The organism is Halobacteriovorax sp. RT-2-4 (assembly GCF_047085445.1).
GTDB lineage: Bacteria > Bdellovibrionota > Bacteriovoracia > Bacteriovoracales > Bacteriovoracaceae > Halobacteriovorax_A.
Window position 1 is genome coordinate 447,928 of record NZ_JBKIXY010000001.1, and the last position, 20,759, is coordinate 468,686.

Below are 20,759 nucleotides of genomic sequence, written 5' to 3' on the forward strand. Positions count from 1 at the left end.
ATGATTAGCAATTTAAGCGAAACAAAAGATTTTTATAGCACTATTATTATTGGTGGTGGCATCGTTGGAGCGGGAGTTTTTAGAGATTTAAGTCTCCACGATATTGATACTCTTCTTATCGATAAGAAGGACTTTGCCTCTCAAACAAGTTCAAAAAGCTCGAAGATGCTTCACGGAGGAATTCGTTATCTTGAAAACTTTGACTTCCCTCTCGTCTGGGAGGCACTACATGAGAAGAATCTTTGGTTAAAACTTGCACCGCACCTTTGCTTTGAAGAAAAATTCTATCTACCCATATACTCTGATTCGATTCGTCCAAAATGGATGATTAGAATTGGATTATTCTTATATGATTTACTATCAAGCTTTCAAAATTCTCCTTATGAGATGAAAAACAAGATTGAAACGCTTGAAATAAATGCAGATCTTAAAGAAGAGGATCTAAAAGGAAGCGGTGTCTACCACGATGCTGTTGTACATGACGGACGCCTAACCATTGAAGTTTTAAGAGACGCTGCAATCAATCCACGCTGTCATGCTCTTAATCATATAGGACTTGAAAATTATGAATTTCTTAATGATGGTAGAATTCGTGTCATTTTGAAAGATGAGATCGAAGGTGTGACTAAGGAAGTTTTCTGCAATGACATCGTTTTTGCAACAGGGCCTTTTACGGATAAAGTTCTAGCAAAGTCTGCGCAAATACATTGGAATCCACAACTTCTACCATCACGTGGAAGTCATATTTGGATCTCAAAAGAGCGCCTTAAGATTAAAACAGCAATTCTACTAACACCAAATGATGGAAGAGTAATCTTTGTCATTCCGCAAGCTGATCGTATACTTGTAGGAACGACAGAGTCTAAAGTAGAAGAAGAGTACTTTGATTTACAGCCGACTGCAGAAGAGATCACTTACCTATTAGCAAATTTAAACCAATATTTTCCAAAAGCTAAAATTCAAGAAGATGATATTCTCTCATCATTTGCAGGAATAAGACCTCTTGTTAAAGATGACTCGACAGCAACTCTTGGAAAAACAGCACGCGTACACAAATACTTTCAACCACTAAAGAATTGCCATGTTCTAGTTGGCGGCAAGTACACAACATTTAGAACGATGGCCCAAGATGTTGCAAGATCGATAGTACACAAACATAAGAAGGCCTATATTCAAGATAAGACCCTCGCTGAATTTCGCTTCAAAATGCGCTACAACCCATTTAAGCAAAAAGGTTTTACTCCTGAGCAAGAAGCGCAAGTGAGAAAGTATGAATTTATTCGTTGTGAAGAAGACTTTAACAGACGCCTCTAATTTCTTAGCTGCGTCTGTTAGAGAAGTAATTAGAAACGTAAATAAGCACCTGCGATTGCTCTAAATCCACTTAAAGAAATTGTATTCTCAACTGTTGAACCGCCGGTTTCGATGCTAAAAGTTGATGAGCTACTGAAGTAGTCACCTTTTGCATAAAAACCAAATCCTGAATCTAGTGTATACTTAATCCCACCACCAACATTCATATAAGTACCTGAACCTGATAAACTCTCAGTTGTCGATGATCCAGCATTTTGTGGAATTTCGTTAAGAGAAGTCATCGATAAACCAAATCCTACTTCTACGTATGGGATAAAACGATTCGTCGCAAGAGGGTTGAAAATGTGGAAGTTAACTGCTCCACCAAAGTCAATTGAAGAAGACGTTGAATCTGAAATTCCATTGCTTCCTGAATAGTAACCAACACTGGCCTTTAAAGAAAACTTTTGTAAAAAACTTTGCGACTTAGGAAAGAACAACTCAAACTCTCCAGCAAAGCCCAGTGTACTTAACTCAGCATCAGAGCTAACTCCAACGTTATCATAAGTACCACTTAGCATATTAAAGCCGGCCGATACATTTAGGGCCATATTTTTATCTAGAATCTTACTTGGTGTCGGCTTTGACATCGTTTGATTACTAGAAAAAGAAGTTGTTTTAATTGCATCAAGCTCACTTTCTTCATCAAAGCTTTCTGACATTGATTTAGAAGGTTGTGAATAGGCACTTCTTTGCTCAGGAGCTTGACGATTTATATCAACAGGCTCGCCCATTTGTCTTCCTGCAGGAAAAGTTGCTTGTAGAGATTTAGAGCGATCACTTGTCAATTTAACAGGTGATGAAATTTTTAAATTTGCAACCTTATCTCTTTGAATTTCACTAGGCTTAACAATGCGGTAAATACTCCAAACAGAGCGAGACGGTGTCGCTTTAATACAGACGGCCCTTGCAAAGACACCAGTTGTGATAAAGAACTTAGCGTGATCTCCAATGACTAATCCATCTTCTAATCCTCGATTCATTAGAATCGTCTTCTTTGAAGATGATGTTTGAAGAATTCTGAAAGTTAACTTCTCATCAATATCGAGAGCAAGAACACTCGAACTCAACAGAGTAATGAGTGAAATAGAGAGAATTTTTAATAAACGTCCTGTCATATCATTTCCTTAAAAAAATATACTTAAACTAGCTATAAATTTTAAATTATTAATTGTTTGATTAAGTTCAAAGTTAGAAGCATCTGTCGCATTGACCTCACTAATCGGGCTTAAACTAAGAAGCTCATAATTTAATTTGGCACCTATTCCATAGCCAAACATATTACCCTTTTCATAATCTCTAAAAGTTGAAATACGAGTTTTAATACCTAGTGAAATTGAGGGTAAGGCCACTAATTCATAGTCATAGCTATAATTAGTGAGTCTTGGCGAAGTTGTCTCACCTGTACCACGCTTTATCCCTAGGCCAACATAAGCAAGCAGTTTATTTCGAACATAAGGTGCATTGTAAAAATAGTAATTCACGTGGGCGCCAAAATTCATATAAGTCATGCGGCCATTGATCCCACCTAAATCAACATTTAGATTCGAAAGATCAAGCCCAAAGTCAACGCTCCATTTTTTTAATGAATCATGTGCTCTAATAAGATGAAACTCATATGAAGCGGCAAGGCCATATCCAAGATTCTGATGATTGCTATCAGAGTCTGTATAATTTGGCATAAGGTTAGAGATAAAACTTAATTGCACTTCATTACCACTTTCAATTGAAAGTACATTTTCTCGCCTAAATTTTTCGCGAGCAATTCCAGAAGATTTTAAGTAGCGACTAAGTTGTTCACTATCCATATCGGCAGACCACAGGGGGCCTTCTTTATCTAAGACGGCCTTAGCTGACTTCGTCACTCGATTCTTTGCTCTTTCTCGTGCAAGACTTTCTTCCATAGCATTTGGAATTGATAAATTTGAATTTGCACCGGTTAGATCTGGCTTTCCACTATAAAGCATTTCCTTATATCCATCTTGTGCAGCAGAAATTTTAATTAATTGATCTTTATTTTGTGCTCCCATTTGAGCATCAAATTCTTGTGCAGATAATTTTGAAGTATCAACAGGCTCTAGCTGGGAGTCCACATACTTATAGCGAAGTCTGCCATCCCTTACGATAATTTCATCACCGTTTCTTAGTTGCGTCTCTTTTGTCACTTTATAGATCGTCGAGTCATCAATATCCTGAGCATAATTCTTATCACTTGGCGTTTCTTTATCTTGAATTAAGTCCGTAGGAACCTGTCCATCAATTGCATGCTGATTATTAAATTCAGTTTTTTTCGACTCATATGCCTTAATTTCATAAACAGGCTTTTTCTTATAGCGGCCACTTGCAGTTTGAGAGCGAATTTGTAGAGCAAGTGTCGCATCAGGCGCGAAGTTTGCACGATTTATCTTATCTCCAGAAATATCCTTGAAGTACCAGTAAGATTCGCGATCAGACACTTTTAAGAGTTCAATGCTACCTAGATAAAGATACTTAGGCTTTTGGTAGTCACCAATACGTATTGACACATCGGCCACGTCACCAGTTTTAAGTCCGGTAAGCTTACCGACAGAAAGCTTTAAGGTGCGTCCAGATTGAGAAAGGGCCACAACTTTTGCCTGCATCATGGCATAAGTATTTGCCATCAATAAATTTAGCAAAAGTATCATTACGAATTGTTTATATTTATCCATATATTTAATTATAACGAATGGAAGTATTTGAAACAATATGGTAAGGTATGTATATTTTTACAAAATTATGCCACGGTGCACCATGAGTGAACGGAGGAAGATATGGCCAAAAGAAAGAAGAATATTCAAATTTTTCGATACGAATGCCAAATGACTGGCGAAGTTTACAAAACAACAAAGAAAGCAGCTAATCCAGATGACCTAGTTAGCGTAAATGCATACTACGATATGCATCCAGAAGAAGATGATCGCCCTGAGGAAATTAAGAAAGAATTAGGAATTGAGTAAAATTTAATAAAACGGAGTTTTTAAATGGCACACCACAAAGTCATTATTATCGGATCAGGTCCTGCTGGTTACACAGCGGCCCTATATGCATCTCGTGCAAACCTTGGACCTCTAGTTATTGAAGGACATGAGCCAGGGGGACAATTAACGACAACAACTGACGTTGATAACTTTCCAGGATTCCCAGAGGGAATTATGGGGCCAGAGCTTATGGCCAATATGAAGAAACAAACTCAGAGATTTGGTACTGAATACCTGAGTGGTTTCGTCACTGATATTGATACAACAAAGAGACCATTTACTTTAACAGTTGATGGTGACAAAACTTATACTGCTGATGCAGTAATCCTAGCAACAGGTGCCTCAGCGAAATACCTAGGCCTTCCAAATGAGAAAGAACTTATTGGTAAAGGCGTAAGTGCTTGTGCAACTTGTGACGGATTCTTCTACCGCGACCGTGTCGTTCACGTTGTTGGTGGTGGAGATACTGCAATGGAAGAAGCAACTTTCCTTACAAAGTTTGCTTCGAAAGTTTATGTTGTTCACAGAAGAGATGAGCTACGTGCATCTAAGCCAATGCAAGAGCGCGCTTTCAATAACGAAAAGATTGAATTCGTATGGGATAGTGCTGTAACAGAAATCATTGCCGATGCAACTGGTGTTACTTCAATCAAAGTTGAAAACTTAAAAACTGGTGAAGTATCTGAAAGAAAAACTGATGGCCTATTTATGGGTATCGGACATAAGCCAAATACTGATTTCCTAAAAGGAAAAATTGAACTTGATGATCATGGGTTTATCGTGACTCAAGGAAAGCACCCTGATACAAGCGTTCCAGGTGTTTTTGCTTGTGGTGACGTTCAGGACTCTTACTATCGTCAAGCAATCTCTGCTGCTGGTTCTGGTTGTCAGGCGGCGATCAGAGCAGAAAGATTCATCGAAGAAAACGAATAATCTTAAAAATAAATTGTGGCCTAGTCTATTAACTAGGCCACATTATCTGAAATATACAACTCTACCCTTTCAACTGTTTCATTAAAAAGTCGCTTTACAACCTTACTACCATTTTTAAGTCGCTCAACCATATCTTCATATTCAATTAGCGATCCCTTCGCAACAGACTTTAGGCCAACAGCGCCTTCTTTTAATTGTTTTGCCACGAAAAAATATAGATAAAGATCAGCACACTCTTTTTCGTTTAAATCATGCTCATCAAAAGCATTAATTTTTAAGTCATTGGCCTCAATTGAGATTTGAGGTTGAAAATCTTTTTCAAATAATGGGGTGATCTCACTCGTACGAATAGTAAGATTTCCGCTACCTTTATTAAAGATCATAAGTCGTGCAATACAGGCCTTAAGCTCTGAAATATTTCCTGGCCAATCATAATCAAGCAGCATTTTTTGAACACGATGAGAAAGTCGCTTCTTTGCAGTATGATTCTTTAAACTATATTGCGATATGAAGTAATTTGCGAAGAAGAGAATATCTTCCTTTCTTTCAACTAATGAAATTGTTTTAAAACTTGGTATGGCCAACTCTGGAATATAGTCAGTACCTGTAAACATAGTTCGATAAGACTCTCTCTTATCAACTGTATTAATAATATAATTGGCAACACTAGTTGATAGCTTATCAAGGCCCTTAAATATAACGTGGCCATTAATAACGCGATCCCTGATCTTGTCAACGATATCATCAATATCTTTTTTGGTCATTTTGGCATAGCAATTAACAATTTCAATATGCGTGTTAGCGGTACTTGATTGCCTTGCAATTCTTTCACATAGAAAATACTTTCCACTTCCTTCACCACCATAAATATAGACAGGGCCTCTCTCATTTGGAGCACTATATTGCTCAAGAAAAGATTGGGCACCCTTTGCAAAAACACTAATCCCCATAGATGTGTTGAAGGCAACATCCGCCTCATAGTCATCGCTGTGATATTCTTCATATTCCTCAATTTCATCACTCTTATAAAAGTAAAGAAGTCCAATTACTCGGGCCAAAAACATAGCCTGCTTAAGGTCATTATCCGTAAATAGCTCATTCTTTTCTTTATTCGAGAAATTTAAAATACCAAAGATATTTTCATTGTGATCAAAGATCGGACACATCATATATGTTGAAATAGTCGTATTATTAACGACTTCATACATATTAAAAAATTCATCACTAGAAAGAGATTGAGAAAATTTTGATTTGATTCCACGAGGATGATTATAAAGCTCTTCTAGAATACCAACGATTGGATATTCAATTTCTTTCAATTGATTTGTCTGAAAATCAAATTCACTGAATGTATGCTCATCGTGTCCCACAATAAATGCTCGTGCATCGCGGGCCTTTACTATTCTTTGAACTTCTATGATAAATAATTTTATTAATTCGACTTTGTTACGATAATTTTTAAAAATATGAAACAAATCAAGGATCATAGAAACAGAAACATTATCATCAATATCCTTATCAAAGTTATTATCAGAATCATAATTTCCAGCAACAGCTTCATTTAAGACCATGTCATACATGAGATTTCTTAAGCGTCTTTTACCCATTGATGAAACGAGCTCAGTCATAAGATTCATAATATTTTCGACTTCATAATCAATAAACTCAAGGCCAAGGTAGTTATCGCCAATATTGTTAAAATTTGGCCTATAACGTCTAAGCTTTACTGTTTGAAAAAGACGAATTTTTTTGAAACGAATTTCGATTTTGAAAATTTGACTATCAACATACTCTCCTATGAGAACACCAATACCAGTTGTTGAAATATTATCGACAATGACATTAAAAGAATTTGAAGTAGAGTCTCCAATCATTTCATAGAGAATACACTCAATATTATCTGACTCTTTTAGTTTGATACGATAGTTTCTTAGCTTCTTCATATGAATAGTTATCGACTAGTAAAATTACTAACTTTAACTACAAGACATATAAAAATTCTAAAGAAATCGTCGATAAGGGAGTATCTCCAATCGAGCTAAAAATTGAGGAATAATTGAAGTTTAATATTCAAAATTACAAATTTTTCAAATCATATCGTTTTCCAATACATGAAGACGACAAAGTTAGTGCAGAAGTTAGCACAATTGAGCGTGAAAACATAAAGCATAACAGTGTTAGAATCGACTCAATCAACTTATCTGGATTAAATTTCATCTGCTCTCAAAAATACACATTGGGAGAGAAAGTAAAAATCAAAATTCAAACGAAAAGACTATTTAATAACTGGGACTTCGAGCTAACAGGTATAATTATTCGATCTTTCATTTACTGTGAGGATGTAACAAAGACAATCTATGGTATCTCTATTGAACCAAATTCTCAGACAACAGTATTAAAGTACTTCTTAAAAGACTTTTTATCACATTACAGAACCGCAAAACTCAAAGATAAGCTCTTTCAAATCTGCCAAAACAAAATTAAGATCAACCGAGATGACGGTGTTGAACTATTTTCACTTTTTCAAAGTTTGATTCAAAAGACTTATAGTGGAAAAATCATTGATATTTTAAATGAACTTCCTAGCATCTTTCGTTGTGAGAATTATCACATCTTTCTTTTTGATGCCAAAACTGGTGAATTTGAAATAGAGCGAACAAATAGTGACGTGACTCCAAGGGATCACAGCTTTAATAGTATTTTAAAAGAAGCCTATTTCAACAAAGTCATTATCAACAAGAGCTTTCATGAAAAGAAGGCAACGGGTGTTGACCTTGAAATAAAAAACATTCTTATGTCTCCTATCGTGAATCATAATGGAGAAAGCATTGGTATCATTTGCATGTCAAATAGTGTCTCTGGCGGAAAGTTTAATTTCACTATGATTGAGAATATAAAGATCATCGCAAGTCTTATCTCTTATTTCTATGAAGGTAAGAAGCATACAATAAGTAGTGAAAAAGTAGAAAATAAACTTCCTGATCACTTCATATTCAGCGATAAATCACAAACTGGACAGTCGATTATCAACACATTAAACACCATAAAGAACACAAGAGAGAATCTCTATATTCACGGTGAAGTTGGACTGGGAAAAAGCGCCTATGCTCGATATATTTGCGGAGACAATAAAGAAAATATTATCGATTTTAATGATGAAGAAGTGGCCAACCATAAGAAGTTAGAGCAAATAAGTGATCTTACAAACAAGGGAATCAAAGACCTCATTGTTAAAAATATTGAGATGCTAGGCTATGAGGATCAAGCGACTTTCTATAATATTATTAGATCCCTAAAGATTAGAATTGTTACCATTGCCACTAATGATCTTAAGGCGCTTGAAAAGAATGATATTATCCTTACTGATCTTTATAATCTAATAACAACAGTTAAACTCAATGTACCGCCGCTACGTCTTCGTCGAGCTGAAATTGTTGAAATAGCCAAGCACTATATCAAATACGAATGTAGCAAAAGAGCAATACCGATAAAAAAACTATCTCAAGAATCGATAAATGAATTAGAGGCCGCAAACTGGGACTTTAACAACAGTACACTTCATTCTTTAATTGTAAAGGCCATCCTAAAAACCGAGTCAAACGAGCAAGTAATTCATCTTATGCTTAAAACAAGGGATTCCAAAAGAATCGTCAATAGCGACAAAAACACTCAACTACAAGAGTACATCCTTAACACCTTAAATTCATGTGATAAGTCCATCTCTTATAAGAATACTGAAAGTATTTTTGTAGAAAATTTAATGAGAAAAAAAGCTTCTTAGATTTGACAGACCCAGGCCAAAATTGAAATAATTTTATTAACAGATCACGGATCGATCTGAGAGTTTACATTTAGTAACTAAAAATTGCATCGGATAGCAATTTTAAAAAGACCAGGGAAGGTATCAATGAGTAATTTCTTTAAGTACAATACACTCAATATTTCACTATCTAGACAAACTCGCACTTGTAACGTTGTTGTTGCTAACAATGAGCAGTTTTTCAATACTTCAACGTACTTAAATGAACTCGAACACTTCTTTGATTGGTTAACTAATAAAATTGAAATTCATTCGGTAGTTTTTAAATTTGCTAGTGATGATATTGAATTATTCAAGAAAGAAGAATTAAGATTCTTCGATGAAGTAAACCTTGGTAATACCCTACAGCAACTCGCAAGGTTAAGTTGGGGACAACTATTATTACCACAGACGATCCTTTGGTCATTTCAAAAATCAGCTTGCCCATTTAGTCTTGAATTAGCTATGGGTGGTGATATTCGCTACTGTGCTCCTTCTTTTAGTGTGACATTTAACCAACTTGATAAGGGAATCACACCAATGGCCGGTATGAATACCCTTACTAATGAAAAAGCAAATAGTGCAAAGCTTATGCAATACCTACTATCTTCTCAAAGCGTAGGTGCCGATGCTCTTATAAGCGCAGGCCTCATCGGTAAAATCCTTTACAGCGAAAATGAACTTGAAGATATTGTAACTCGTATTTCTAAACAGTCTCCTACTGCAAGAATTCAAACAAAGAGATCATTTAACAACGCTCTTATTAAAGCAATGGAAGATGACCTTTTAGAGGAAATTACTTTTGCTAACTCAACGTTGGCCACAGGTGACTTTAAAAACTACGCAAATGGGAAGGACTTCATTAATCCACGCGACTTTGCCCGTGTTTTAAAGCAAACTCCTACTGTTGCAGAGGCCATCTAGCCTAAGAACGGCCCACCTCCTCTTCAAATAGGTGGGCCAAATAACTGATTTCACGTGAATTTCTCTCTAAAATATAGCTCACCATAAAATATTTACACAAAACCACGTAATACACTTTTTTCGTGTTATAACTTCCTCGAACAAGAAAACAAAAATATTGAATGAGGAGAGAATATGAAAAAGTTAATGATTGCACTTTCACTACTTACAGCAGCGAGCTCTTTTGCAAACTGTAAGCAGATTTCGAAATACGTTAAAATTTATGAATGTAGAGATGTAATTGCCAAGCATGTACTTAAAAAAGGTAAATGTTGGTACAACGATAATATGTATATCGAATCATATAATGCCTTTGCAGGTGTAGCTTTTGTGGAGGAAGTATATTTAAAAGATGAGAATCATAATCTGCTTACTGAAAGAAGAACTGTTCTTAGCACGACAAGTGGAACCAGTGCCGGAGTGCAGGCCATGGACTCATACTGGGATTGTCGTAAGGCCATGAATAATCTTGAAACTTACACTCTAGTAGAAGTTAAAGATCTTTATGGAATTGAACAGTAACAAATCAAATTAAAAAATAAAAAATAAAAAAGTAAACGGAGAAAATTATGAAGAATATTATTTTACTACTATCTATACTAGCAACTACAAATATCCTTGCAAGCACATGGTGTGAAAAAGGTAAGCATGATGAGAACTACAAGTGTCGTGTTTCTATAAATGAATATGCATTATCTGTAGGACAATGTTCTCCCTTTCCATGGCCAAATGGAGATGTTGAATATAGTGCAAAAGCAATGGCCGTCGAAGTATTTCAAGAGTTTGAAGTAAATGACAAGAATGAAGTAGTTTCAGATATTAGATATAACTATATTACAAAACAATCAGTATTCTCTGGAGTCTATGCAATGAGAACGATGAAAATTTGTAATGAAAAAAGAAAAGCGACTCCTACTCACAAACTCGCTGATATTAGAAAAATGTATGGATTAAAATAATTAAAAACTAGGCCCATTTTAAGTGGGCCTTTATTATACTGGTCTTAATTCAAAATTAGCTAGCTGTGTAGGAAGCTTAGAGATATCTCGGGCCAAGCCTAGAAGGAATCCTCCCCCTCCGGCGCCACAAAGCTTTAAATAAAAATCATCTGACTCAAGCCCCTCGCTCCAAAGATCACGATAGAGAGCAGGAATCATCGGATTAAAATGTTCAAACTGAAAAGATGACAGCTCTTTAAACTTCTTCCAAAGTTGTTCGCGATCATCAGCAATATAGTACTTAATGCACTCATCTGAAATAGGTGTTAAAACACGATCACAAAGATAGGCAAAATCCTTAGATGAACACTTTTCCATAAAAAGATTTACCAATGGCTCAGTTCTTCTTGCACGGCCAGTATTTAAAAGGAAAAGCCCTGGCCCTTTGGAATCATTTTTAAGAACAACTTCAGTTAGTTGCTTCTTACTATCAATTAATAGTGGAACATTTAGATAGCTTATAAGCGGATCAACTCCAGATGAAGAGCCATGAAAATGCGACTCCATTTCTTTAAAACAATCTTTTAAGAATGCGATATCATTTCTTTGTTCATCACATATACGAGCATAGCGATCGAAAACGGCTGCACAAAGAGCACCAGAGCTCCCAACACCATAACCTTGAGGGATAGTCGACTTAAATCTAATACCGCTAGAAATATCAAAAGAAAAAGATTGATGATCAAAGTTAAAGCTTAGCTTCCCTTTCTCATTTTGTTTTTTTAAGTATTGAGAAAATGCAGAAAGCTCAGAATCAATTCCTGTATTTTGATCTTCTGGAAAATTTAATTTCCCATCAAAAAGAGCATATGGCATTGCTAATGCTTTTGAAGAACGAATAATTGAATACTCACCAAAAAGAAGAATTTTAGCACTGAAGCTTCCGATATTTTCCATTATGATTCTCGATTTAGAAACTCAACCTCAACACCATTACCCATGTGATCATGGATAACAATCTCATTATGACACAGCTTAGTTACTTCTTCTTCGATGAATTGACGTACCTTCGCTTCATCTTCTTTTAAATAAAGAATGTGAACATTTGGACCAGCATCAAGAGTGAAACATATCTTTGCGCCTGATTGTGCTCTGAAGTTTCTAATCTTTGCAATAATGGCCAAAGTATTCGGTTCCATAAGAATAAATGATGGTTTTGAATTCATCATCAGGCCATGTAGTTCTAGCGCCTCGGCCTCAACAATTTCAGCAAAAGAATTAAAATCACCACTACTTAAAGCAAAGCAAAGTGAATTAAAGTTATTACATGCATTTAAAAAACGCGTCTTTGCAAATGGATGAGTATTCATAAGAGCGTGACCAGCTGTTGAACTAACGGCCTTTTCACTTGCACTTACAATAGCAATAGAATCACAGATACCTTCAAAAGACTTATCAAAGCTATCAAGCCCAATTGCATAGTCTTGAGAACTACCTTGAACAGATTTTCCCCAAATCGACATTTTTGGAAAAAGCGAGCGAGAAGCACTCCCTGATCCTAATCTGGCCATAAATGAAGCTTTCTTTAGATAGTACTCTTCGTCGTGATCTTCTTCAGTAACAAGCTTCTCGATTTCACATAGTGCACTTGCAAAGTTAGACATTGAAGCAGCGGAAGAAGCAATCCCTGAAGAATGAGGAAATGAGTTCATTGAATCCATTTCAATATTGCACTCATTAATGAATGGGAAGAATTCGATGGCGCGATTAAAGAATTTCTCAACACGTGCCTGAAACTTTTCATTCTTAAGAGATTCAAATTTAAAATCTAATTCAAATTTATTAGATTTAGTAATCTTATAAGTTGTTAAAGTGTGAGCATTATCAAGTGTCACACTCAGTGAAGGATTAGAAGGCAGTTGCTCCCCATATTTCCCCCAGTACTTGATTAATGCAATATTTGAAGGGCTCTTTACTGTGAAAGAGCGGCCTTCATTTAATTTTTCTATATTATAATTCGTTAACTTGAAATTAGTGGACATTATTAGCTTCAACTTTTGGATCATTATCGACAATTAAATCACGGTAAGGAATGATAACCTTTAGGCCTTTTTCCTCAAAGTAATTTGAAACGTACTTTCTATTATTCATTGTTGAAGCAAGAATGAAATCTCCACCCCATGCACCAAGTGATTTGATTTCTCCATCAAAGTCACTAAACGCCTCTTGCTTAATAGGTTTAAGCTTTAACTGCTTTCCAATGATTTCTTCGTGAGCACGAATTAAGAAATTAAACTCTTCTTGTGTCTTTGCCGCAGCAATCTGATTTGAAAGTTCACTAATTGTATTAATTACTTCCGGTGAATGCGGACGTAATTGATTATAATATTCAATAGCGTCACGAGAATTTTTCTTATGACCTAGATAAATAAAGTATAAATTATTTTTAAATGATGGATTAAATTCTACAGGTGACCACTTTGGCCCATCACCACTTTTTTGATAGATAATTGGATCATCACTTTGCGCACAAGCAATGTCATAACCTGATCCACCTAAAGTATTAAATGCTAACTCAAATGGTGAAACCATAGCCCAATCAGCGATATTATGAATTAATGTCGATGAAGACCCAAGTCCCCATTCTAGAGGGAATCCAAGTTGTGTTACAACATGAACATCAACACCATCTCTTAGAAAGTGCTTATTCTGTCTTCTGGCCTGTCTAAGCATTTGCTGTAGAACCATCATCTCTTTCGTTGGGTTTTCATTTAAGATATTGAAGTGCCAAAACTCAAAGATAACTTCAAACCATAATTTTCCGGCCGGATCATATGACTTCCAATATAACTTTGGGTCAAAAGAAGCCGAATATTGTACGCGAAGAGATTGTCCAACAGTTGTTGGTAGACCAAGTGCTTGAGCACCATCTAAAACAAAATACTCTCCAGATAGAAGTAGTTTTCCATGTCCAAAATATAATTGGCCATTCTTTGGAAGTTCAAGAAATTGCTCTCCTTCCAAATACTTTAAAATTGTGTTGCTTGTGTGTGTTGTGTTCATAATTTAGTTTCTTAAACTCTCTAGTTGTTCTCTTACTGCACTAAACGAAACAACCTTGTCCGCAAAGTATTCAGCAATCTTTTCTTTCTCTTCATTATTAGCTTCAAGCTGTCCCAATATATTCATTAGGTGCATTTTCATGTGTCCTTTTTGAATACCACTTGTCACTAAACTCTTTAGAGCTGCAAAGTTTTGAGCAAGTCCTACACTTGCTGTAATCATCATTAGCTCATTTGCACTTGGACGCTCTAATATATCAAGAGACATCTTCGCTAGAGGATGTAGCTTTGTTAATCCACCAACAGTTCCCAATGCTAATGGAATTTCAATTTCAAATAAGAACTTATCCCCTTCAACCTTACAATTAGTTAATGAGCGATACTGTCCATCTCTTGCAGCATATGTGTGCCCACAGGCCTCAACTGCTCTAAAATCATTTCCTGTCGCAATAACAACTCCGTCAATACCATTGAAGATACCTTTGTTATGAGTTGTTGCACGATGCGGATCGATATGAGCGATGCGAACTGCACGTGAAAATTTTTGTACAAAAGTCTTTGCATCCATTCCAAGACTCTTTTCATTTAAGTCTTCAATTGGACACTCTACCCATGCACGGGCCTTACAATTAGGCGTATAGTTAGAAAGGATACACATAATAACTTGTACATGCTCTCCTAGCTTTTCTTCTAAATATTTACCAACAGCTTCTAAAACAGAATTAATGAAGTTTGCCCCCATTGCATCACAAGTTTCAAATGCCATTTTGATTTGGTAGTAATTCTCTTCTTTATCAGTTAGATCAACTAATTCAATCGAGCGAATTCCACCACCTCTCTTATCCATATTAATTGTTAATGGAGTCAGAGAGTTTAAAATATCGATTTTTCCGTTTTCAAAGAACTCTTTAAGTTGCGCCTTCTCACCTTCGTAAACAAAGTGCACTTGTCCTATCTTTTCACTTCCAATAATTTCGGCCTTGAAACCACCACGAGAACTCCAAAATTTTGCAGCTTTTGAAAGAGCAGCAACAACAGAGCTTTCCTCAATAACCATTGGAACGTTATAAACTTTTTGATTTAATACAAAATTTGGAACCACACCATATGGTAGGTAGAAATTTGAGATGGTATTCTCAGAGAATTCATCAAAAGTATTTTGTAATTTTTGATCCTGATGCCAGAAAGAGAGAATTTGTTCCTTTGAACCTGTCTCGAGATTTTTGGAGATAAAATCAACTTTCTGCTCTTTTGTTAGTTTTGAAAAACCTTGAATCAATTTCAATTTTCACTCCTTACACTAAGGTATGAATTAGCAAATGCTAGACCTGCTTTAATTTGTGTAACTTGACGACTTACACTTTCATAGTCAACCATGGCCGTCTTTAAAAATTCACTGGCCATACCAAAAATGGCATTTCCTTTTGAGAGTTTACAAAGGTAGAAACCATCAAGATATGACTTAATTCCACCTGAGATAATAAAGTTCTTACACCTTACTTGCTCTCCTAATTGATCGATAATCTGATTGCTCATTTTTACCATTTCTAGGGCAGTATGGCCAACATGACACAGAGGTTCATGAATAGATAAGTCATTGGAATTTCTAATATATTCAAGTTTAGAAAAATTTGTTCCACCAAAGGCAGCAAATTCTATTGCGGCCAGATCCATTTGCATAAGGGCGGCCAAAGATTTTGGTCCCATTCCCTGTCCAACTTCTTTAACAATGATAGGAAAATCAAACTCTTCTAAACATATTTTTATAATTTCTAACGGCGAGCGCTTGATGATATCGCCTTCCGGCTGGAACCATTCTTGTGCAGGATTAACGTGAATAATTAAACCATTTGCACCAAGAGATGAGACCACATCACTTGCTTTATTAAGTGCACCTTCATCAATCAACTCTTCTAGTTGTGCCACACCAAGATTTGCATAGAAAGGAGAATTTCCACAGTGTTTTGCAATATCAAAATCACTGAAGAACTGACTACGACTGTCTTTTGAAAGAAGCTTTCGACAAGAGCCAAGTCCGATACCAATTCCAAACTCTCCACAAGCACGTGCTAAATTTTCATTAATTTTTGCAGCGATGCCCGTTCCTCCAGTCATAGAAGAAACCCAAATAGGTAGATCTAACTTATGACCTGCAAAGTCTAGACTAAGATCGGGCACTTCTCTATTTCCACTAAAAAGAGGTTCATAGTAAAAGCGCTTATCAGCTAAGATGTGAGCTGTCTGTGCAGCATCTGTTAATTTGATATGCTCAAGCTTACGATCACTTGTTGCCTGAGCGTCTAAATTGTCTTTTTTCATGTACATACCTAATGATTTAGGCAATTTAGCAGATTTTATTCGAAGCAACAACATTCCATTTATGCTTTGGAAAAATCTATCTGATTTGCTTGGCCTCTAAACAATTACTTTATGATAAGAATGAACTCTTTCTTTAAACCAGAAACTTCTTTGAGTAATTTCGACAACTTACCATATTTTAATTCTTCTTCCTCACCGTTAAGTTCCATCCCAACAAAGCCAAGACGCTCACCAAATACTTCAACAGACTCTTCAAGAAGTCTTGTTAAGCGATAGGGAGTATCCATTAGTATCTTAGGCATATCGACTTTTGCTAATTTCTTTAGAAATTCTTTGCGCTCCTCTGGTCTTCGAGGAGGGAAACCAGCAAAGGTGAAATTTGCACAATCAATACCAGATAGCGCTACAGCTAGTGAAATAGAATTACTATGAGGCGTACAAGTGACACGAATACCAAGTTCATGACACCTTTTAACTAGTTTTTGACCTGGGTCACAAAAGGCCGGAAGGCCTCCATCGCTCATTAAATAAGCGTCTTTACCGCTTTGGATCTTTGAGATGAGATCGTTTTCTATCTCAACTTGAGTGTGCTCATTGAAGAGAATAAAGTCTTCAATAATCTCTCGCTCAAGTCCAAATCTTATCCAACGTCTACGACAAGGCTTTAAGTCCTCGATTAGAAAAAGACTTTGCTCACGCTTTTCAATAGCAGACTTTAATAAATTTAAAGCTGTAGTCTCTAGCGGGTTTTGCTCATCAATAGGAGTTGCAATTAAATATAGAGTTCCGTATTTACTTTGTTTGGCCATATCATTTATATATGATCAATTGGTTATAAACTCAAGATCGTGTATATAAATAATATGCAAAAAGCTTCAAAAATTTACGAATTATTTCTCTCTGTTACTCCAGGACTAGAAGTCTTTGCCAAAGAAGAGATAAAAGACTTACTAAGTAGCGAATTCTTCAGTGAAGTTGAGCTTGATTTAGAAGATGGATTAACACTCAAATCCAGAGACTTGTTCGTGCTTCTTACCATTATTAAATTTTTAAAAATTCCAACGAGAGCACTTCTTAGAATTGAAGAATTTAAAGCAAGAGATCTTCCTAAACTTTATAAGAAACTTACTAAAATAAATTGGAATGATTATATACCGACAACTGAGATTGACTTTAAAGTTAGCTCTCATAACTCGCGTTTATTTGATGATCGCAAAATCATTAAGGCCACAAAAGATGCAATAAGTGACTATCAAAAGGCCCAGCCTTTTAAAGCGAAGTACTCACAATTAGAATGGAGTCATCCACCGATAATCTTTTTACGCTTTGAAGAAGATATGTGCCAATTATCAATCGATTGTTCAGGTGAAAGATTAGATAAGAGAGGACATAAAATCCTAAGTGCCAAAGCACCGATGAGAGAATCTCTTGGGGCCGCTTTAATCCGTTTTATCAACGAAAATGAAGACAGTGACTATCCCCTGCTTGATCCAATGGCCGGCTCTGGCACAATTGTCAGTGAATACCTCTTACAAGACGAGCTTAATAATAAGAGAGCTTATAATTTTGAGAACTTTCCAATCTTTAGAAAACTTCCAGCAAAGAAGATAGAGATGGCACCTATTGAAATTGCCAGGAAGGCCTTTGCAAATGATATAAACCAAGACAATATCAAGGCGATCAAAAAGAATCTAGAGCAATATAATCTAGAGGTTACTCATGGCGATTTCTTTAAGATGAAAGAACTTAATCATGACAATATCATTATTGCTTGTAATCTTCCGTACGGAAAAAGAATTAAAACACAAAAAAATATCCACGACTTTGTGAATGACTTTTTCTCAAAAGCACAACAAATTGGCGCCAAAAGCGCCTATGCTGTTATCCCAGAGACATTTATCATTGATAAAAAATTTAAGATTCTAAGATCACAAAGGATCAACAATGGCGGAATCTGGATTCAATTTGTAAGAGCTAGCTTTATTTAATTTTTATAGGCCATTGTCTTAACACTTACACCACTAACGTGCGCAACAAGAATTAAGTCTCCAGTCTTAGCAAACTCTGTTTCTGTTCCATTAGTATGTGTAATTTTATGAATTCTAGTTGTTTTAACTTTTCCATCAGGCGTTGTTAAACGAAGCTCATCTCCTACACTTAGGGCGCGATCCTGCCCACGCATTCCCTTAATAAGAATGGCCATATGAGACTTTTTCACAACATCAACGACTTCACCTAAAAAGCCTTCGTCTTGACGTTGAGTGCGCTTATTTTTTAGCTTCTTAAAAAGTACATCAGACTTATTTACGTGAAAGAAACCACGAGTAGTAGAGTTGCCAAATTGTTCTTTAATTTCTTTTGCTTTATGCTTATCGAAGTCATTTACTAAAGAGATAACATCAGAAAGAAGATTATTATTTTCAAGATGGCGCGTATCTACTCTTAAATCATTAACTCCACACTCTTTCAGTTCATCAATATATTCTAATAGAAATTGATCCTTCGTATTAAACATAAATGTTCCATGTTGATTTTCAACAATTGGAAAACCTTTATGCGGAGATTCTTCACTAGAGCCACTCACTTCAATATAGTCGTCTTCTAGTTTCTCATCTGAATACAAAGGAGAGACAAGATTACGAGGTGTATAGAAAAGTAAAATGCGACCAAATACAAGAAGCTCAGTTTCTACGCCCCAAGATTTAATTTCTGAGCAAAACTCTTTAACCACACCACTTGATAACTCAATTGATAAAACAATCTTTCTTAAACGCTCACCAATTAGTTTCTTCCAAACCTTGATTGAATGTAGGTTATGATGCCCCCCCGTATCGAGAAGAAGATCAATATCAAGTTCTGGATATTCATTTAGACAAAAATTGATTGCTCCAGGATCTCTTAAGCGAATACTTTTAAATTCAAGATCAGCATATTTTCTAAATTGTTCTTTATACATGCTAAAGCGAGATTCAGTCATTAGAATATCCCACTCAAGACAATAAGAGATTCCTTCAGACTTTAAAGAATCGATGGCCTGGGACATCTCTTCAATTGTTAGTTTCCCAACTTGAGAAAACAGACGAGTCGCTAGAATAACTTCACTAATTGTTGCCTTATTAGCGATAATATTAGGAAGATCATTTAAATTATTTAGGTATGTTGTTGTCTTCATTAGCTAACAACCTTTGCACGTACAAGGTTGTTTACCTCAACACCTGCAACATAAGGGATTTTAAAAAGTGCACCAGGACGTGTACGTTCAAAATTCTCCCCCGCAAGATTTGAAATATGATCAACTCTTACATCAACATGAGCATTAGAAAAAGGCATAATCTCAAGAGACTCTCCTAGTTCAAATGCACTTCTAACATCAACGACGATAAATTCGTTATCGACAACTTGAGCAACTTTACCAATTGCCCTGTATGTTTTGTCCTCGTGTTCACGATCGTTATATATTGATGTTTCATCAGCTTCATCAACTAAAGAAGCTTGCGTATAAGCACGGTGAGTAACTTTCGTAAGTTCCTCTTCCCATTTTAAAAGATCATCACTTAAGAAGTTTCCATGCTCTTTGTAATAAGCAAGGGCCCCTGAATAAACCATAGAAATCGTTCCAGCATACATAGGAGACTTCATACGTCCTTCTACCTTTAGCGAATCGATTCCTGCATCAATAAAGTCTTGTAAAAGTCTAATACCTTCAAGATCTTTAGAACTCATGAAATAACTATTAAGCTCTTTTTTACCGTCTTCGATCTTGTATTCAAAGCGACAACTGTGAGCACAACCACCACGATTAGAGTCACGTCCTTGCGTATAATTTGAAATTACACAATTTCCGGAATAGGCCATACACATTGAACCGTGCACGAACATCTCGATTTCAACACCGGCTTCTTCTTTGATCTTCTTGGCATCCGCAATTGAAACTTCACGGCCAAGAACAATCCTAGTTACGCCAAGTTTTTTCCAAAGCTTTGCACTTTCAACGTTTAAACAGCTTGCTTGTGTTGATAAGTGAACCTCGAGATTAGTATTTTCCGCGATATAATTAATAACGCCAGGATCAGAAACGATTACCGCATCAACGCCAACATCATCGAGCTCTTTGATAAAATCAAGTAGGCCGTCAAAATCCTTATCATGGAAGAATGAGTTTAAGACGACGTAGACAAGAGCGCCACGCTCGTGAGCAAACTCAACCCCTTCACGTATCTCATCAATAGTGAAGTTATCGGCCGCTTGGCGAAGTCCATATTTTTGACCACCAAGATAAACGGCATTTGCACCGTAACTAATGGCCACTTTCAATTTTTCTAGGCTACCTGCTGGAGCTAAAAGCTCGGGTACCCATCTGGTGTTTTTTGCATCTTTCATAAGGTCTTCTATG

Annotated in this window: 19 protein-coding genes; 8 read left to right on the forward strand and 11 right to left on the reverse strand. The window is 36.1% G+C overall.

Going from position 1 to position 20,759, the window contains the following annotated elements:
• On the forward strand, window positions 1–1,314 hold the full coding sequence (locus ACMAYL_RS02050; protein ID WP_412469592.1) for a glycerol-3-phosphate dehydrogenase/oxidase: 1,314 nt from the start codon (window positions 1–3) through the stop codon (window positions 1,312–1,314).
• Window positions 1,315–1,343: 29 nt separating this feature from the next.
• Here ACMAYL_RS02050 and ACMAYL_RS02055 read toward each other — a convergent pair whose 3' ends face one another.
• Window positions 1,344–2,471 carry a hypothetical protein gene (locus tag ACMAYL_RS02055; protein ID WP_103217318.1) on the reverse strand — a complete coding sequence of 376 codons (1,128 nt, stop codon included), beginning with the start codon at window positions 2,469–2,471 and terminating at the stop codon, window positions 1,344–1,346.
• Window positions 2,472–2,480: 9 nt separating this feature from the next.
• A complete protein-coding gene (locus ACMAYL_RS02060) occupies window positions 2,481–3,995 on the reverse strand; it encodes a hypothetical protein (RefSeq protein ID WP_412470663.1) in 1,515 nt (504 codons plus the stop codon).
• 150 nt (window positions 3,996–4,145) lie between these two features.
• On the opposite strand from ACMAYL_RS02060, the gene ACMAYL_RS02065 reads away from it, so the two are divergent.
• Both ACMAYL_RS02065 and trxB read left to right on the forward strand, forming a co-directional pair.
• Window positions 4,146–4,331, forward strand: coding sequence for a hypothetical protein (locus ACMAYL_RS02065; protein WP_103217320.1), 186 nt, complete (start codon window positions 4,146–4,148; stop codon window positions 4,329–4,331).
• Window positions 4,332–4,355: 24 nt separating this feature from the next.
• Window positions 4,356–5,285 carry a thioredoxin-disulfide reductase gene (trxB, locus tag ACMAYL_RS02070; protein ID WP_103217321.1) on the forward strand — a complete coding sequence of 310 codons (930 nt, stop codon included), beginning with the start codon at window positions 4,356–4,358 and terminating at the stop codon, window positions 5,283–5,285.
• A 32-nt stretch (window positions 5,286–5,317) separates the two neighbouring features.
• On the opposite strand, the gene ACMAYL_RS02075 is transcribed toward trxB, so the two are convergent.
• The gene (locus tag ACMAYL_RS02075) at window positions 5,318–7,228 is read right to left on the reverse strand and encodes a hypothetical protein (protein WP_103217322.1); all 1,911 of its coding nucleotides are present in this window, start codon (window positions 7,226–7,228) and stop codon (window positions 5,318–5,320) included.
• Between the two features lie 113 nt (window positions 7,229–7,341).
• Here ACMAYL_RS02075 and ACMAYL_RS02080 point away from each other — a divergent pair, with 113 nt between their 5' ends.
• From ACMAYL_RS02080 to ACMAYL_RS02095, 4 genes are all read left to right on the forward strand, one after another.
• Window positions 7,342–9,066 carry a hypothetical protein gene (locus tag ACMAYL_RS02080; protein ID WP_103217323.1) on the forward strand — a complete coding sequence of 575 codons (1,725 nt, stop codon included), beginning with the start codon at window positions 7,342–7,344 and terminating at the stop codon, window positions 9,064–9,066.
• 126 nt (window positions 9,067–9,192) lie between these two features.
• A complete protein-coding gene (locus ACMAYL_RS02085; RefSeq protein ID WP_103217324.1) occupies window positions 9,193–10,008 on the forward strand; it encodes an enoyl-CoA hydratase/isomerase family protein in 816 nt (271 codons plus the stop codon).
• A gap of 174 nt (window positions 10,009–10,182) precedes the next feature.
• Window positions 10,183–10,569 carry a hypothetical protein gene (locus tag ACMAYL_RS02090; protein WP_412462647.1) on the forward strand — a complete coding sequence of 129 codons (387 nt, stop codon included), beginning with the start codon at window positions 10,183–10,185 and terminating at the stop codon, window positions 10,567–10,569.
• A gap of 47 nt (window positions 10,570–10,616) precedes the next feature.
• Window positions 10,617–11,006, forward strand: a complete 390-nt coding sequence (locus tag ACMAYL_RS02095; RefSeq protein ID WP_103217326.1) for a hypothetical protein — start codon at window positions 10,617–10,619, stop codon at window positions 11,004–11,006.
• A 33-nt stretch (window positions 11,007–11,039) separates the two neighbouring features.
• Here ACMAYL_RS02095 and ACMAYL_RS02100 read toward each other — a convergent pair whose 3' ends face one another.
• From ACMAYL_RS02100 to ACMAYL_RS02125, 6 genes are all read right to left on the reverse strand, one after another.
• A complete protein-coding gene (locus ACMAYL_RS02100) occupies window positions 11,040–11,942 on the reverse strand; it encodes a mevalonate kinase (RefSeq protein WP_233189699.1) in 903 nt (300 codons plus the stop codon).
• A complete protein-coding gene (gene mvaD, locus ACMAYL_RS02105) occupies window positions 11,942–13,027 on the reverse strand; it encodes a diphosphomevalonate decarboxylase (protein WP_158246823.1) in 1,086 nt (361 codons plus the stop codon). Before mvaD ends, ACMAYL_RS02100 begins: the two co-directional genes overlap by 1 nt.
• Entirely contained in the window at window positions 13,017–14,048 is a 1,032-nt protein-coding gene (locus ACMAYL_RS02110; protein ID WP_103217328.1) for a GYDIA family GHMP kinase, read from the reverse strand. The genes mvaD and ACMAYL_RS02110 overlap by 11 nt, the downstream gene beginning before the upstream one ends.
• A 3-nt stretch (window positions 14,049–14,051) precedes the next feature.
• The gene (locus ACMAYL_RS02115) at window positions 14,052–15,332 is read right to left on the reverse strand and encodes a hydroxymethylglutaryl-CoA reductase, degradative (RefSeq protein ID WP_103217329.1); all 1,281 of its coding nucleotides are present in this window, start codon (window positions 15,330–15,332) and stop codon (window positions 14,052–14,054) included.
• The gene (locus tag ACMAYL_RS02120; protein WP_392991827.1) at window positions 15,329–16,366 is read right to left on the reverse strand and encodes an isopentenyl-diphosphate delta-isomerase; all 1,038 of its coding nucleotides are present in this window, start codon (window positions 16,364–16,366) and stop codon (window positions 15,329–15,331) included. The genes ACMAYL_RS02115 and ACMAYL_RS02120 overlap by 4 nt, the downstream gene beginning before the upstream one ends.
• A gap of 104 nt (window positions 16,367–16,470) precedes the next feature.
• A complete protein-coding gene (locus ACMAYL_RS02125; RefSeq protein WP_392991825.1) occupies window positions 16,471–17,175 on the reverse strand; it encodes an SAM-dependent methyltransferase in 705 nt (234 codons plus the stop codon).
• A gap of 54 nt (window positions 17,176–17,229) precedes the next feature.
• On the opposite strand from ACMAYL_RS02125, the gene ACMAYL_RS02130 reads away from it, so the two are divergent.
• On the forward strand, window positions 17,230–18,354 hold the full coding sequence (locus ACMAYL_RS02130; protein WP_412470664.1) for a THUMP domain-containing protein: 1,125 nt from the start codon (window positions 17,230–17,232) through the stop codon (window positions 18,352–18,354).
• Here the strand turns inward: ACMAYL_RS02130 and ACMAYL_RS02135 are convergent.
• Window positions 18,351–19,538 carry a peptidase U32 family protein gene (locus ACMAYL_RS02135; protein ID WP_412470665.1) on the reverse strand — a complete coding sequence of 396 codons (1,188 nt, stop codon included), beginning with the start codon at window positions 19,536–19,538 and terminating at the stop codon, window positions 18,351–18,353. The two genes, ACMAYL_RS02130 and ACMAYL_RS02135, sit on opposite strands and share 4 nt — an antisense overlap.
• Window positions 19,538–20,746 (reverse strand): peptidase U32 family protein, encoded by a 1,209-nt coding sequence (locus ACMAYL_RS02140; protein WP_103217334.1) that lies wholly within the window; start codon window positions 20,744–20,746, stop codon window positions 19,538–19,540. Before ACMAYL_RS02140 ends, ACMAYL_RS02135 begins: the two co-directional genes overlap by 1 nt.
• Between the last annotated feature and the right edge of the window lie 13 nt (window positions 20,747–20,759).